17 protein-coding genes are annotated in these 14,519 nt (G+C 60.3%); 13 read left to right on the top strand and 4 right to left on the bottom strand.

The features are described from left to right. Positions 1-13 precede the first annotated feature (13 nt). The 6 genes from purF to hisP all read left to right on the top strand — a co-directional run bounded on the left by purF (position 14) and on the right by hisP (position 5,587). Positions 14-1,531 carry an amidophosphoribosyltransferase gene (gene purF, locus MMS95_RS02750; RefSeq protein WP_004936117.1) on the top strand — a complete coding sequence of 506 codons (1,518 nt, stop codon included), beginning with the start codon at positions 14-16 and terminating at the stop codon, positions 1,529-1,531. Positions 1,532-1,663: 132 nt separating this feature from the next. Continuing rightward, the gene (locus MMS95_RS02745) at positions 1,664-2,236 is read left to right on the top strand and encodes a UbiX family flavin prenyltransferase (protein WP_004936112.1); all 573 of its coding nucleotides are present in this window, start codon (positions 1,664-1,666) and stop codon (positions 2,234-2,236) included. Between the two features lie 304 nt (positions 2,237-2,540). Continuing rightward, positions 2,541-3,323: a histidine ABC transporter substrate-binding protein HisJ gene (hisJ, locus tag MMS95_RS02740; protein ID WP_004936109.1), complete on the top strand. Its 783-nt coding sequence runs from the start codon at positions 2,541-2,543 to the stop codon at positions 3,321-3,323. Between the two features lie 82 nt (positions 3,324-3,405). Next, entirely contained in the window at positions 3,406-4,092 is a 687-nt protein-coding gene (locus MMS95_RS02735) for a histidine ABC transporter permease HisQ (protein ID WP_015378590.1), read from the top strand. After that, positions 4,089-4,793 (top strand): ABC transporter permease, encoded by a 705-nt coding sequence (locus MMS95_RS02730; RefSeq protein ID WP_004936100.1) that lies wholly within the window; start codon positions 4,089-4,091, stop codon positions 4,791-4,793. The genes MMS95_RS02735 and MMS95_RS02730 overlap by 4 nt, the downstream gene beginning before the upstream one ends. A gap of 20 nt (positions 4,794-4,813) precedes the next feature. Further along, positions 4,814-5,587, top strand: coding sequence for a histidine ABC transporter ATP-binding protein HisP (gene hisP, locus MMS95_RS02725; protein ID WP_004936098.1), 774 nt, complete (start codon positions 4,814-4,816; stop codon positions 5,585-5,587). 7 nt (positions 5,588-5,594) lie between these two features. Here hisP and MMS95_RS02720 read toward each other — a convergent pair whose 3' ends face one another. The 3 genes from MMS95_RS02720 to yfcG form a co-directional block, all read right to left on the bottom strand. Then, on the bottom strand, positions 5,595-6,509 hold the full coding sequence (locus tag MMS95_RS02720) for a TIGR01777 family oxidoreductase (protein ID WP_164122658.1): 915 nt from the start codon (positions 6,507-6,509) through the stop codon (positions 5,595-5,597). A 16-nt stretch (positions 6,510-6,525) separates the two neighbouring features. Continuing rightward, positions 6,526-6,897 carry a dihydroneopterin triphosphate 2'-epimerase gene (folX, locus tag MMS95_RS02715; protein WP_004936094.1) on the bottom strand — a complete coding sequence of 124 codons (372 nt, stop codon included), beginning with the start codon at positions 6,895-6,897 and terminating at the stop codon, positions 6,526-6,528. Positions 6,898-7,008: 111 nt separating this feature from the next. Further along, positions 7,009-7,638 carry a GSH-dependent disulfide bond oxidoreductase gene (yfcG, locus tag MMS95_RS02710; protein WP_004936091.1) on the bottom strand — a complete coding sequence of 210 codons (630 nt, stop codon included), beginning with the start codon at positions 7,636-7,638 and terminating at the stop codon, positions 7,009-7,011. A gap of 233 nt (positions 7,639-7,871) precedes the next feature. Here yfcG and yfcE point away from each other — a divergent pair, with 233 nt between their 5' ends. Together yfcE and yfcD are read left to right on the top strand one after the other, a co-directional pair. Then, positions 7,872-8,423: a phosphodiesterase gene (gene yfcE, locus MMS95_RS02705; protein ID WP_021505564.1), complete on the top strand. Its 552-nt coding sequence runs from the start codon at positions 7,872-7,874 to the stop codon at positions 8,421-8,423. Positions 8,424-8,522: 99 nt separating this feature from the next. After that, positions 8,523-9,068 carry an NUDIX hydrolase YfcD gene (gene yfcD / locus MMS95_RS02700; protein WP_004936086.1) on the top strand — a complete coding sequence of 182 codons (546 nt, stop codon included), beginning with the start codon at positions 8,523-8,525 and terminating at the stop codon, positions 9,066-9,068. A 54-nt stretch (positions 9,069-9,122) separates the two neighbouring features. Here yfcD and MMS95_RS02695 read toward each other — a convergent pair whose 3' ends face one another. Further along, positions 9,123-10,142: a LacI family DNA-binding transcriptional regulator gene (locus tag MMS95_RS02695; protein ID WP_004936083.1), complete on the bottom strand. Its 1,020-nt coding sequence runs from the start codon at positions 10,140-10,142 to the stop codon at positions 9,123-9,125. Positions 10,143-10,452: 310 nt separating this feature from the next. Between MMS95_RS02695 and MMS95_RS02690 the strand changes: the two genes are divergently transcribed. The 5 genes from MMS95_RS02690 to MMS95_RS02670 all read left to right on the top strand — a co-directional run bounded on the left by MMS95_RS02690 (position 10,453) and on the right by MMS95_RS02670 (position 14,490). Beyond that, entirely contained in the window at positions 10,453-10,896 is a 444-nt protein-coding gene (locus MMS95_RS02690; RefSeq protein WP_004936080.1) for a PTS sugar transporter subunit IIA, read from the top strand. 92 nt (positions 10,897-10,988) lie between these two features. Continuing rightward, complete coding sequence (locus MMS95_RS02685; protein WP_015378585.1) at positions 10,989-11,270, top strand: PTS sugar transporter subunit IIB; 282 nt, start codon at positions 10,989-10,991, stop codon at positions 11,268-11,270. 23 nt (positions 11,271-11,293) lie between these two features. Continuing rightward, entirely contained in the window at positions 11,294-12,673 is a 1,380-nt protein-coding gene (locus MMS95_RS02680) for a PTS ascorbate transporter subunit IIC (RefSeq protein WP_004936074.1), read from the top strand. A gap of 13 nt (positions 12,674-12,686) precedes the next feature. Continuing rightward, positions 12,687-13,538: a transketolase gene (locus MMS95_RS02675; protein WP_004936071.1), complete on the top strand. Its 852-nt coding sequence runs from the start codon at positions 12,687-12,689 to the stop codon at positions 13,536-13,538. After that, positions 13,531-14,490, top strand: a complete 960-nt coding sequence (locus MMS95_RS02670) for a transketolase family protein (RefSeq protein WP_033632504.1) — start codon at positions 13,531-13,533, stop codon at positions 14,488-14,490. The genes MMS95_RS02675 and MMS95_RS02670 overlap by 8 nt, the downstream gene beginning before the upstream one ends. Positions 14,491-14,519 lie beyond the last annotated feature (29 nt).

Here is a 14,519-nt window from a genome sequence, read left to right as displayed (position 1 = left end):
AGGAAAAGACAACATGTGCGGTATTGTCGGTATCGCCGGTTTCATGCCGGTAAACCAGTCGATTTATGATGCGCTGACGGTGCTTCAGCACCGTGGCCAGGATGCCGCAGGCATCGTCACCATTGACGCCCACAACGGGTTCCGTTTGCGTAAAGCCAACGGCCTGGTGAAAGATGTGTTTGAGGCGCGCCATATGCAACGCTTGCAGGGCAACATGGGCATTGGCCATGTGCGTTACCCGACGGCCGGCAGCTCGAGCGCCTCTGAGGCCCAGCCTTTCTACGTCAACTCGCCGTTCGGCATTACGCTGGCCCACAACGGCAACCTGACCAACGCCCATGAGCTGCGCCAAAAGCTGTTCGAAAGCGGCCGCCGCCATGTCAACACCACCTCCGACTCGGAAATCCTGCTGAACGTGCTGGCCAGCGAGCTGGATCGCTTCCCGCATTATCCGCTGGAGGCCGACAACATCTTTACCGCGGTCGCCGCGATGCATCAGCAACTGCGCGGCGCTTACGCCTGTGTGGCGATGATCATCGGCCACGGCCTGCTGGCGTTCCGCGATCCGAACGGCATTCGCCCGCTGGTGATCGGCAAGCGCACGCTGGAGGATGGCCGCAGCGAGTACATGGTGGCTTCCGAGAGCGTGGCGCTGGATACCCTGGGCTTTGAGTTCCTGCGCGATGTGGCGCCGGGCGAAGCGGTGTACATCACCACCAAGGGCCAGCTGTTCACCCGCCAGTGCGCAGAGAACCCGAAAACCAACCCGTGCCTGTTTGAATACGTCTATTTTGCTCGCCCGGACTCCTTTATGGACAAGATCTCGGTCTACAGCGCCCGCGTGCGCATGGGCCAGAAGCTGGGTGAGAAGATTGCCCGCGAATGGGAAGATCTGGACATCGACGTGGTGATCCCGATCCCGGAAACCTCCTGCGACATCGCGCTGGAGATCGCGCGTATTCTCGAGAAGCCCTACCGCCAGGGCTTTGTGAAGAACCGCTACGTCGGCCGCACCTTCATCATGCCGGGCCAGCAGGCGCGTCGTCAGTCGGTGCGCCGCAAGCTGAACGCCAACCGCGCCGAATTCCGCGACAAGAACGTGCTGCTGGTGGATGACTCCATCGTGCGCGGCACCACTTCGGAGCAGATCGTCGAAATGGCGCGCGAAGCGGGCGCCAAGCGCGTCTATCTGGCTTCCGCCGCGCCGGAAGTGCGTTTCCCTAACGTCTACGGCATCGACATGCCGAGCGCCAACGAACTGATCGCCCACGGGCGTGAAGTGGATGAAATCCGCCAGATCATCGGCGCCGACGGGCTGATCTTCCAGGACCTGGACGATCTGATCGAAGCGGTGCGCGAAGAGAACCCGGACATCACCCAGTTCGAATGCTCGGTATTCAACGGCATCTACGTGACCAAAGACGTCGATCAAAGCTATCTGGAATACCTGGAGTCGCTGCGCAGCGACGACGCCAAGGCGCTGCGAGGGCAAACCGAAGCGGAAAATCTGGAACTGCACAACGAAGGCTAACCGGCCGCGTTGATTACTCGGGGGGCATCGCCGCGTCTGCGGCGGTGCGCCTTGCTCCTGTGAACTTGCTTATCCCTCGCCATTGCGGCAAAGTCTGCCTGATCTTACTTTTTACGGCAGAGGCCATTTTCCATGAAACGACTCATCATCGGCATTTCCGGCGCCAGCGGCGCGATCTACGGCGTGCGCCTGTTACAGGTTTTGCGCGACGTCGCAGAGGTGGAAACCCATCTGGTGATGAGCAACGCTGCACGGCAGACGCTGGCGCTGGAAACGCCGTACAGCCTGCGTGAAGTGCAGGCGCTGGCCGACGTGGTGCACGATGCGCGCGATATCGCCGCCGCCATCTCCTCCGGCTCTTTCAAAACCCTGGGTATGGCGATCCTGCCATGTTCGATCAAAACCCTGTCCGGCATCGTCAACAGCTACAGCGACGGGCTGCTGACCCGCGCCGCCGACGTGGTGCTCAAAGAGCGCCGCCGTTTGGTGCTGTGCGTGCGGGAAACGCCGCTGCACCTTGGGCACCTGCGGCTGATGACGCAGGCGGCGGAGATGGGGGCGGTGATCATGCCGCCGGTGCCGGCGTTTTACCACCAGCCGAAAAGCGTGGAAGACATCATCGATCAGACCGTCAATCGGGTGATCGATCAGTTTGATATCGAACTGCCGGCCGATCTGTTCACCCGCTGGCAGGGCGCTGATTAACATTTTCATCCCCAAATTGGTACATTTGTGCAACACCGCACTGAATTAGGGCGGCGCATGCACCATAATGATCCCACTTCATCACGTTCACTGTTTCATGGCGCCGCCTTATCGCGGCTGCCAGTGGCGCGGCCCCGAGCGGCCGATTTAATTTTGCGGTTATCGTCCCAGGAAACAGTATTGTGAAGGCCGGAGCCGTTCCCTCCGCCCGTAGCACCTAATGTGGCACGATTACTGCAAATTGATTTGGTGGGGAAAAGTAATGCCCGTAGTGGCATCAAAAAAATCAATTTGAGGGTAATTTATGAAAAAGCGGGTTTTGATTTTGCCGTTAGTTCTGGCTTTGAGCGCCGCCAGCAGCGCCTTTGCCGCCATTCCTTCCACGCTGAAGATTGGCACCGATCCGACTTACGCACCGTTTGAATCCAAAAACGCCAAAGGCGAATTGGTTGGCTTTGACATCGATTTGGCCAAAGAGCTGTGCAAACGCATCAATACCCAATGCACCTTCGTGGAGAGCGACTTCGACGCGCTGATCCCATCCCTCAAGGCGAAGAAAATCGACGCCATCATCTCTTCGCTGTCCATCACCGAAAAACGCCAGCAGGAAATCGCCTTTACCGACAAGCTGTATGCCGCCAACGCGCGTCTGATCGCGCCGAAAGGATCCAAGCTGTTGCCTACCGTGGACGCCCTGAAAGGCAAGAGCGTGGGCGTGTTGCAGGGCACTACCCAGGAAGCCTACGCCAACGCCATGTGGCAGCCGAAGGGCATCACCGTCGTGCCTTACCAGAACCAGGATCTGGTTTACGCCGATTTGGCTTCCGGGCGTATCGATGCCGCCTTCCAGGATGAAGTGGCGGGCAGCGACGGCTTCCTGAAACAGCCGCCGGGCAAAGACTATGCGTTCGCCGGCGAATCGGTGAAGGATGACAAGTTCTTCGGCGTCGGCACCGGCATGGGGCTGCGCAAGACCGATACCGAGCTGAAGGCGGCGCTGGACAAAGCTTTCGCCGAGATGCGCAAAGACGGCACCTACGACAAATACGCGAAAAAGTACTTCGACTTTGACGTCTATGGCGGGTAATCCGCTTACCGTTCCATGCTGTGACTGTGGGGCCGGCGTGCCGGCCCCGATGGTTCGGATCCTAGACCACAGGGTGAAGTAGATGCTGCAAGGCTATTCCCAACTGATTTTCGAGGGGGCTCTGGTGACGCTGGAGCTGGCCCTCAGTTCCGTGCTGCTGGCGGTGGTGATCGGCCTGATCGGCGCCGGTGGCAAACTGTCTCATAACCCCTTTATCTCCGGCCTGTTCGGCGCCTATACCACGCTGATCCGCGGCGTGCCCGATCTGGTGCTGATGCTGCTGATCTTTTACGGTCTGCAAATCGCGCTGAACAATATCACTACGCTGCTGGGCTTCGCGCAGATCGATATCGATCCGCTCGGCGCCGGCATCATAACCCTCGGCTTTATCTACGGCGCTTATTTTACCGAGACCTTCCGCGGCGCTTATCTGGCGGTGCCGAAAGGGCAGATCGAAGCGGCGACGGCCTATGGCTTCAGCGGCGCGCAGATCTTCCGGCGCATTCTGTTCCCGGCGATGATGCGTTTCGCCCTGCCGGGCATCGGCAACAACTGGCAGGTGATCCTGAAGGCGACGGCGCTGGTGTCGATCCTTGGCCTAAACGACGTGGTGAAAGCCACGCAGCTGGCGGGGAAAGGCACCTATCAGCCGTTCTTCTTCGCCATCGTGGCCGGCGTGGTGTATCTGGTCTTCACTACCGTTTCCAACGGCGTGCTGCTGTGGCTTGAACGGCGTTACTCACTGGGCGTCAAGAGGGCCGAGCTATGATTGAGATCCTGCAACAGTATTGGCAGTCGCTGCTGTGGAGCGACGGCTACCGCTTCACCGGCGTGGCGATCACGCTGTGGCTGCTGATCGCCTCGGTGGTGATGGGCGGGCTGCTGGCGATCCCGATGGCGGTGGCGCGCGTGTCTTCCCTTCGCTGGGTGCGTTTCCCGGTGTGGCTCTACACCTATGTGTTTCGCGGTACGCCGCTGTACGTGCAGCTGCTGGTATTCTACTCCGGCATGTACAGCCTCGAGATCGTGCGCGGCAGCGAGTTTCTCAATGCGTTTTTCCGCAGCGGGCTCAACTGCACCATCCTGGCGCTGACGCTCAACACCTGCGCTTATACCACCGAGATCTTCGCCGGGGCGATCCGCTCGGTGCCGCACGGTGAAATCGAGGCCGCCAACGCCTACGGTTTCTCGCGCTTCAAGATGTATCGCTGCATCATTTTGCCTTCGGCGCTGCGCACCGCGCTGCCGGCTTACAGCAACGAGGTGATCCTGATGCTGCATTCCACCGCGCTGGCGTTTACCGCCACCGTGCCGGATCTGCTGAAGATCGCGCGCGACATCAACGCCGCGACCTATCAGCCGTTCTACGCCTTCGGCATCGCGGCGGTGCTGTATCTGATCATCTCCTACGTGTTAATCAGCCTGTTCCGCAAAGCTGAGAAACGCTGGATGGCACACGTTAGTCACTGATAAATGACGGGAAGAAAACCATGTCTGAGAATAAATTAGCCGTCACGGAACTGCACAAACGCTATGGCGACCACGAAGTGCTGAAGGGCGTCTCGCTGGCGGCCAACGCCGGGGATGTGATCAGCATCATCGGCTCATCCGGCTCCGGCAAAAGCACCTTTCTGCGCTGCATCAACTTCCTTGAGAAGCCGAGCGAAGGTTCGATCAGTCTGAACAACGAAGATATTCGCATGGTGCGCGACAAGGACGGCCAGCTGAAGGTATTCGACAAGAAGCAGCTGCAGCTGCTGCGCACCCGCCTGACCATGGTGTTCCAGCACTTTAACCTGTGGAGCCACATGACGGTGCTGGAGAACGTGATGGAAGCGCCGGTGCAGGTGCTGGGGCTGAGCAAGGCCGACGCGCACGAGCGCGCGGTGCGCTACCTGGACAAAGTGGGCATCGACGAGCGGGCGCGCGGCAAATACCCGGTGCACCTGTCGGGCGGTCAGCAGCAGCGCGTCTCTATCGCCCGCGCATTGGCGATGGAGCCGGAGGTGCTGCTGTTTGACGAACCGACGTCGGCGCTGGATCCCGAACTGGTGGGCGAGGTGCTGCGCATCATGCAGAAGCTGGCGGAGGAGGGGAAGACCATGGTGGTGGTGACGCACGAAATGGAGTTTGCGCGCCACGTTTCCAACCACGTGATCTTCCTGCACAAAGGGTTGATTGAAGAACAGGGGCCGCCGGCCGAGCTGTTCGGCAACCCCAAAAGCCCGCGCCTGCAGCAGTTCCTGTCCGGCGCGTTGAAGTAACCTCAGATCAGCGGGCTTCGGCCCGCTGATTGACAACGTCATCCAACGCCTGTTCCAACTCCAGATAGCGGAAGTGGAAGCCGGCTTCTTCCAGGCGCTTCGGCACCGCCCGCTGGCCGCCGAGCACCAGCACCGCCGCTTCCCCCATCAACAAACGCATGACGAACGCCGGCACCCGCAGAAACGCCGGGCGATCGAGCACGTTGGCCAATTGGGCGGCGAACTGTTCGTTATGCACCGGGTAAGGAGCCACCATGTTGAACGGGCCGCTCAGGGTGGCGTGATCCAGCAGATAAATAATGCCGTTGACCATGTCGTCGAGATGGATCCACGGCAGATATTGGCGGCCGTCGCCGATCGGGCCGCCCAGTCCGAAGCGGAACGGCGGCAGCATTTTGGCCAGCGCGCCGCCCTGTGGCGCCAGCACCACGCCGGTGCGCAGCAGGCAGACGCGGGTGGCGTCGCTCTGCGCCTGCAGCGCCAGCGTTTCCCAGCGCTGGCACAGCTGGTGGGTGAATTCGTCGTGCGGCGGCTCCTCTTCGGTGACCACCGCCTGCCCCTGATCGCCGTAGTAGCCGACGGCGGAACCGGAAATCAGCACGCCGGGCGGCGTGCTGCCGGCTTTGATCAGCTGCGCCAGGCGTTCGGTCAGATCCCAGCGGCTGCGGCACAGGCGCTCTTTCTGCTGCGCGCTCCAGCGCTTGTCGGCGATAGGTTCGCCGGCCAGGTTGATCACCGCGTCGAAGTCATCCAGCGACTGCCGGTCGTCCAGCGTTCGCCAATAGCTCGGCCGATCGCCCAGTTTGGCTCGGGCGCGCCGCTCGTCGCGGGTCAGTACCGTAATGTGGTGAGAAAGCGCCAGCAGTCTTGCCGTCAGGCTGCTGCCTATCAATCCCGTTGCGCCGGTGATCAGGATCCGCATGGTCTACCTCCCTGAGTTAGCCCCGGCGGTAGCTCATGGTCATGGAGACCGAATCGGCGTAGCGCAGAGCCAGAAGTTTATCTATCTCCACTTCAGCATAGGTTACCCAGGCGTGTTCTTTTACGATGTCGAGCACATCCTGCGTTAATTTTTCCAGCAACGCGAAACGGTTATCTTCCACATGGCGGATGATCGCTTTGGTGATGGTGCGGTAGTTGAGCGCGTCGGCGATGTCTTCGCTGTTGCGCGCCTTGTCCGCCGGGTAGTGGATCACCACGTTGATCAGCACGTCCTGCCGGTTGTTGATTTCCTCTTCCTTGATACCGATGAACGTGCGCAGCCGCAGATTTTTAATGCGAATAACGGCGTCGGGTTGACTGAAAGACATCAGAGATTCTCCATAGGTCTGATTATTAGCGTTCAGAATACACGGAAAGTAAGGAAATGATAACGTGAGGACGATGTGACTCCCCGGCCGACGGGGAGTCGGAGGAGGCGCTTAGGCTTGTTCGGCCAGTTTGTAGGCGCGCTCGGTCGCCGGGCGGTTGCTGATGCGCTCGAACCAGTTGCGCACCGCCGGGTAATCTGCCAGATCGATGCGCTGGCGCGGATGCGACACCACCCACGGGTAGGTGGCGATATCGGCGATGCTGTAGTTATCGCCGCCCAGGTACGGGTGTTTTTGCAGTTCAGCGTCCAGCACGCCGTACAGCCGTTTGGTTTCCAGATGGTAACGCTCGATGGCGTAAGGCACCGGCTGCGGCGCGTAGTGGTTAAAGTGGTGATTCTGCCCGAGCATCGGCCCGAACCCGGCCACCTGCCAGAACAGCCACTGCAGGGTGGCGGCGCGTTCGCGCAGGCCCTTGCTCAGCAGCTTGCCGGTCTTCTCCGCCAGATACAGCAGGATTTCCCCGGACTCGAACAGGCTGATTGGCGCGCCGCCGTCCACCGGTTGCTGATCGACAATCGCCGGGATTTTGTTGTTGGGAGAAATGCTCAGAAAGTCCGGTTTGAACTGCTCGCCGGCGCTGATGTTTACGCGATGGATACGGTAGGGCAAGCCGACCTCTTCCAGAAACAAGGTGATCTTGTGACCATTGGGAGTAGGCGCGTAATACAGGTCAATCATGTTGCCTCCTGCGGTAAGGTGATCTGTAATTCATTACACGTTGCTGCGGTCTTCGCCGCGCACAAAGGTATATCAGAGATCCAACAATAGCAGCTAAGGATAGCAGGCTATGTGGGATTCGTCCGATGCTATCTGCACAGTTGGATCACAATTCTACACCGGGGCGGGCGGCGGTTTGCCGCACGGCGCCGGCGCGGTAAAATGGCGCTTATTTCCCTCTATAGGACAAGGTTATGAAGCTGATGTTCGCCTCGGATATCCACGGATCGCTGCCGGCTACCGAACGCGTGCTGGAATTGTTCGCACAACAGGGCGCCGACTGGCTGATTCTTCTGGGCGATTTGCTGAATCACGGCCCGCGCAACGCGCTGCCGGCCGGGTATCAGCCCGCTCAGGTTGCCGAACGATTGAATCGCTATAGCGACAAGATCATCGCCGTTCGCGGCAATTGCGACAGCGAGGTCGATCAGATGCTGCTGACGTTCCCTATCGAGGCGCCCTGGCAACAGGTTTTACTGCAAAAAAGACGATTGTTTTTGACCCACGGTCACCTTTATCATCCCTCGGCACTGCCGCCGTTATCCCGCGGTGACGTCCTGGCCTACGGCCATACGCATCTGCCGCAGGCGGAGCGGCAGGGTGAGATCTATTGCTTCAATCCGGGCTCGGTCAGCATCCCGAAAGGGGGCTTTCCGGCCAGCTACGGCATGTTGGATCGGGGCACTTTGCGCGTGCTGGCGCTCGACGACGGCAAGGTCGTCGCGGAGGTGGCGTTAACACGCTAAACGCACTAATTTATACACACACAATAAAAATCTTTGAAAAACACTCATTGATTAACCAGCGCGCGGGATGCATCGCGCCAAAATAGAAGGTTTTAGAGGATGGCGGAACAGGGTCAGGCTGCAGATACCGAATGGGTTGATATCGTCGACGAGCAAAACGAGGTGATTGCGCAATCCAGTCGTCAACAGATGCGGGCGGAGCGGCTGCGTCATCGTGCTACCTATATTGTGGTGCATGATGGGATGGGAAAAATTCTGGTGCAGCGTCGCACCGAGATCAAGGACTTCTACCCGGGCTGGTTGGACGCAACGGCGGGCGGCGTAGTGCAAAGCGGTGAAAACGTGCTGGATTCGGCGCGCCGCGAGGCGGAAGAGGAGCTGGGCATCGCCGGCGTGCCTTTCGCCGAACACGGTCTGTTCTACTTCGAAGAAGAGCAGTGCCGGGTGTGGGGCGCGCTGTTCAGCTGCGTGTCGCACGGCCCGTTCGCGCTGCAGGAAGAAGAAGTGGCCGAGGTGTGCTGGTTGACGCCGGAAGAGATCACCGCGCGCTGCGACGAATTTACCCCGGATTCGCTGAAGGCGCTGTCGCTGTGGCTGACGCGCAACAACGAACAGGATTACGGTAAGCCGCTCGACAACCACTGAGACGCCAACGCGTGAGAAAGCCGGTCATCGACCGGCTTTTTTTATGCTGTGGATTCAGCAGCTGTCACGGCGGCACAGCGTGGCGGGCAGGGAACCTGCCGGCTGCCAGGGTTGCTCGTTCAGCCGCGCCAGCAGCGCCTGGCCGGCCTGAATGCCGATATCGCGATGCGGAATGGTCATGGTGGTCAGCGGCGGCTGGCACACCCGGCTGAACTCGCTGTTGCCGAACCCCACCACCGCCAGATTGTCCGGCACCTTGATGCGCCGCCGCTGGCATTCATACAGCGCGCCGCCCGCCAGTTCGTCCGAGGCGCACACCAGCGCGTCCAGCTCCGGCCAGGCCAGCAAAAATTCCGGCAGCTGCTGTGCGCCGGTGCTGAAGCTGGCGGGCTGTGCGGCGTTGATCACCCGATGCGGCGACATATGGTTGCGCAGCAGCGCCTTGTGCCAGCCCTGCAGGTGCTGCTGGAAAATCCACTGTTCCTGATTGGCGCACAGCAGCCCGATATTCTGATAGCCGCTGGCGATCACTGTTTGCGTCAGCTGATACATGGCCGCCACGTAATCGATGCCGATGCTCATGTCGATCGGATCGGCGCGCACGGCGCCGATCTCCACCACCGGAATGTTGGCGGCGATCAACGCGTTGCGGGCATTTTGCGAATGCTCGACGCTGAGCAGCACCGCCGCCGCCAGGTTGTAAGAGAGCAGGGTCTCCAGCAGTTTCTCCTCGCGTTCCAGGTGGTGCTGCGACTCCGCCAGCATGATGTGATAGCCGGCGGGCTGCAGCACTTTCTGCAGGCCGGCGAACATCTCGGCGCAGCCGGATTCGGACAGGCTGGGCACCACCATGGCGATGGTGTAAGAGGAGGCCGACGCCAGCGAACTGGCGGCCAGGTTGGGCAGATACCCCAACTCGCTCACCGCGGCTTCAATCTTCTCGCGCAGTTTGTCTGAAACCTGCTCCGGCGTGCGCAGCGCGCGCGACACCGTCATGGTGCCGACGCCCGCCAGCTGCGCTACATCAGCCAACGTCACCCTGCCCGTGCTGCGTCGTTTTTTACCGATCGACATGCCAAATCCCGACTGAAATGCGCGCGCGGCGCATAAAAATGGTGAGGGTGGGAAGCCGACGGCGCGGCTTCGACGATCCCCGTATGCGGCACATTCTACCCCGTTACCCGAAAGAGCGAGAAAAAATTGTGGTTAACGTCATACCGCAGCACGGCGTTTTGATAGCGCTATCACAGATCTGCATGATAGCGCTTTGGTAGCGCTATCTTTGTGATATCCATCACTGTGTGGCCAGGAGGGGTTGATTAAAGTTTTACCGTCGCCGGTGAATTAATCACCGGCCGCAATCATCGACTCTCGGGAGGATAACGTGCTGAAAGAGTGGCTGACCGCCGATCATATACAGCTGTGCGAACGGGTGGAGGACTGGCGCCAGGCGGTAACGCTGAGCGCGCAGCCGCTGCTGCAAGACGGTGTGATTACGCCGAATTACCTGACGGCCATCTTTCATCAGCAGGAGAAGCTCGGCCCTTACTTCGTCCTGGCGCCGGGCATCGCCATGCCACACGCCCGGCCGGAGCAGGGCGCCAACGCGCTGGGGTTATCGCTGTTGAAGATCCATCAGGGGGTGAACTTTCATTCCGCGGATAACGATCCGGTTCAGGTGGTGGTGATGCTTTCCGCACCCGACGGCAACAGCCACATCGAATTGATTTCGCAACTGGCGGAATTATTTTCCGATAATCAGGCCATGGAGGCGTTATTTCACGCCAAAGATAAACGGCAAATTGAGGATATTATCGCCCGCTATTAACGTTTAATCACCAGGAACATTATTAATGCTAACAACGCCGGGAATATGACCGGCGGCGCTACCCTACACGCTAAATTCAACAGGTGGATATCATGAAAATCATGGCGATTTGCGGTTCAGGTCTCGGCAGCAGCTTTATGGTGGAAATGAACATTAAAAAGGTGCTGAAAAAGATGGGGGTGGAGGCCGAGGTTGAACACTCCGATCTGTCGTCCGCCACTCCCGGCGCGGCCGACGTGTTCGTGATGGCAAAAGACATTGCCGACAGCGCCAGCGTGCCGGCCGAGCAGCTGGTGGTGATCAGCAACATCATCGACATCAATGAGCTGGAAGCCAAGCTGCGCGCTTACTTCGAAGCCCACTCAATCCTCTGAATAAAACGATTGGCGAGGTGGATATGTTTATCCAGGAAACGCTCAAGTTTGTGGTGGATATATTAAAGGTGCCTTCGGTGCTGGTCGGGCTTATTGCGCTGATCGGTTTGCTGGCGCAAAAGAAATCCTTTTCCGACGTGGTGAAAGGCACGGTAAAAACCATTCTCGGCTTTATCGTGTTGGGCGGCGGCGCCACGGTATTGGTCGGGTCGCTCAATCCGTTGGGCGGCATGTTCGAACACGCGTTTAATATTCAGGGCATCATTCCTAACAACGAAGCGATCGTCTCTATCGCGCTGGAGAAATACGGCGCTTCCACCGCCTTGATCATGGCGTTCGGCATGGTGGCGAACATCGTGGTGGCGCGCTTCACCCGGCTGAAATACATCTTCCTCACCGGCCACCACACCTTCTACATGGCCTGCATGATCGGCATCATCCTGACGGTGGCAGGCTTCGAGGGCGTGCAGCTGGTGTTTACCGGCGCGTTGACCCTGGGGCTGGTGATGGCGTTCTTCCCGGCGATTGCCCAGCGCTATATGCGCCGCATCACCGGCAACGACGATATCGCCTTCGGCCACTTCGGCACCCTGGGCTATGTGCTGTCCGGTTGGATCGGCTCGAAAGTGGGGAAAAACTCGCGCTCGACCGAAGAGATGAACCTGCCGAAAAATCTCAGCTTCCTGCGCGACAGTTCCATTTCGATCTCGATGACCATGATCGTCATCTACCTGATCCTGGCGATCTGCGCCGGGCGGGCCTATGTGGAAAGCGAGCTCAGCGGCGGCCAGAACTACCTGGTGTACTCGATTATCCAGGCCATCACCTTCGCCGCCGGGGTGTTCATCATTCTGCAGGGCGTGCGCTTGATTCTGGCGGAGATCGTGCCGGCGTTCACCGGCTTCTCGGAAAAACTGGTGCCTAACGCGCGGCCGGCGTTGGATTGTCCGGTGGTTTATCCCTATGCCCCCAACGCGGTGCTGATCGGCTTCCTGTTCAGCTTCCTTGGCGGGTTGGCCGGGCTGTTCCTGCTGGGGCAACTGAAGATGGTGCTGATCCTGCCCGGCGTGGTGCCGCATTTCTTCACCGGCGCTACCGCCGGGGTGTTCGGCAACGCGACCGGCGGGCGGCGCGGCGCGATGCTGGGCGCCTTTGCCAACGGGCTGCTGATCACCTTCCTGCCGGTGCTGCTGCTGCCGGTGTTGGGGGCGCTTGGTTTTGCCAACACCACCTTCTCCGACGCCGACTTCGGCGCGATCGGCATCCTGCTGGGCAATATGGCGCGCTTTATGTCGAAGGAGATGATCATGTTGGCGATCGTCGCCGTGTTCGCGCTGCTGGTGGCGCATAACTTCCTGGGAAAACGCAAAGGCGCGCCGGCCGCTGACCGCGTCGAGAAATAACGAGGGCAGACTGATGAACGACACAACGAGCGAAACGGAAATTGAAGAGCTGCGTGCCTTGGCGCGCGCGATCCGCCTGGAAACGCTGAAAGCGCTGACCGGGCTGGGCTTCGGCCACTATGGCGGCTGCATGTCGGTGGTGGAGACGCTGGCGGTGCTGTACGGCGGCGTGATGCGCATCGATCCGGCGGATCCGGACTGGCCGGAGCGCGATGACTTTGTGCTGTCGAAAGGGCACGCCGGCCCGGCGCTGTACAGCACGCTGGCGATCAAGGGCTACTTCCCGCTGGCGGAACTGAAGACCCTCAACCAGAACGGCACGCGTCTGCCGAGCCACCCGGACCGGCTGCGCACGCGCGGCGTGGACGCCACCACCGGCTCACTGGGGCAGGGCGTGTCGATCGCCGCCGGCATGGCGTTATCCCATCGGCTGGCGGGGCGGCGCAATCGGGTGTTCAGCATTCTCGGCGACGGGGAGCTGAATGAAGGACAGTGCTGGGAGGCGTTCCAGTTTATCGCCCACCACAACCTGAACAACCTGACGCTGTTCATCGATTACAACAAGCAACAGCTGGACGGCGCGCTGGACGAGGTGATCCAACCGTTCGATCTGGCCGCCAAGTTCCGCGCCTTCGGCTTTGAGGTGCAGACTGTCAAGGGCGACGACATCGCGGCGCTGCTGGCGGCGGTAGCGCCGGCGCGCGGCGGTGAACAGCGGCCGCTGGCGATCGTGCTCGACAGCATCAAGGGACAGGGCGTGACCTATCTGGAAAACCTGTCGAACTCACACCACCTGCGCCTGACGCCGGACGTGCAGCTGGAGATTGAAAAAGCCATCGCCGAACTGGAGGCCGCCCATGTTTAACGTAGTGACGCAGTTGGAAAACGACACCGTCGAAATGCGCAAAGTCTACGCCGGCGCGGTGCGGCGGCAGATTGAGGCGGGCGCGCCGATCATCGCGCTGGAGGCGGATTTGATGAGCTCGATGGCGATGGACGGCGTGCACCAGGATCACCCGCAGCACGTGATCAACTGCGGCATCATGGAGGCCAACGTGATCGGCGTCGCCGCCGGGCTATCGCTCACCGGCCGGGTGCCGTTCGTGCACACTTTCACCGCCTTCGCCAGCCGCCGCTGTTTCGATCAGCTGTTCATGTCGCTGGATTACCAGCGCAACAACGTCAAGGTGATCGCTTCCGACGCCGGGGTGAGCGCCTGCCACAACGGCGGCACCCACATGTCGTTCGAAGACATGGGCATCGTGCGCGGGCTGGCGCATTCGGTGGTGCTGGAGGTGACCGACGCCACCATGTTCGCCGACGTTCTGCGCCAGCTGATGGATCTGCGCGGCTTCTACTGGGTGCGCACCATCCGCAAGCAGGCGACGCGCATCTACCAGGAGGGCTCGCGCTTTACCATCGGCAAGGGCAACCTGCTGCGCGACGGCGACGATATCACGCTGATCGCCAACGGCATCATGGTGGCGGAGGCGCTGAAGGCGGCGGAGATGCTGGCGCGGCAGGGCGTCAGCGCGGCGGTGATCGATATGTTCACCCTCAAGCCTATTGACCGTGAACTGATCAAAACCTACGCGGCCAAGACCGGACGCATCGTCACCTGTGAAAACCACAGCATTCATAACGGGCTGGGATCGGCGGTGGCGGAAGTGCTGGCGGAGGAGTGCCCGACGCCGATGCGGCGCGTGGGGGTGAAGGAGCGTTACGGCCAGGTGGGCACTCAGGCGTTTTTACAGCAGGAGTACGGCCTGACCGCCGAGCATATTCTGGAGGCTGCCGGGCAGTTGCTGGCGCGTTAGGGAACGCAAAAGAAAAGCGCCGGTCAATG

Source organism: Serratia sp. PGPR-27 (assembly GCF_022678525.1).
Classification (GTDB): Bacteria; Pseudomonadota; Gammaproteobacteria; order Enterobacterales; family Enterobacteriaceae; genus Serratia; species Serratia nematodiphila.
Note: the sequence above shows the minus strand (reverse complement) of the source record. Positions and strands in the feature narration are given on the sequence as shown.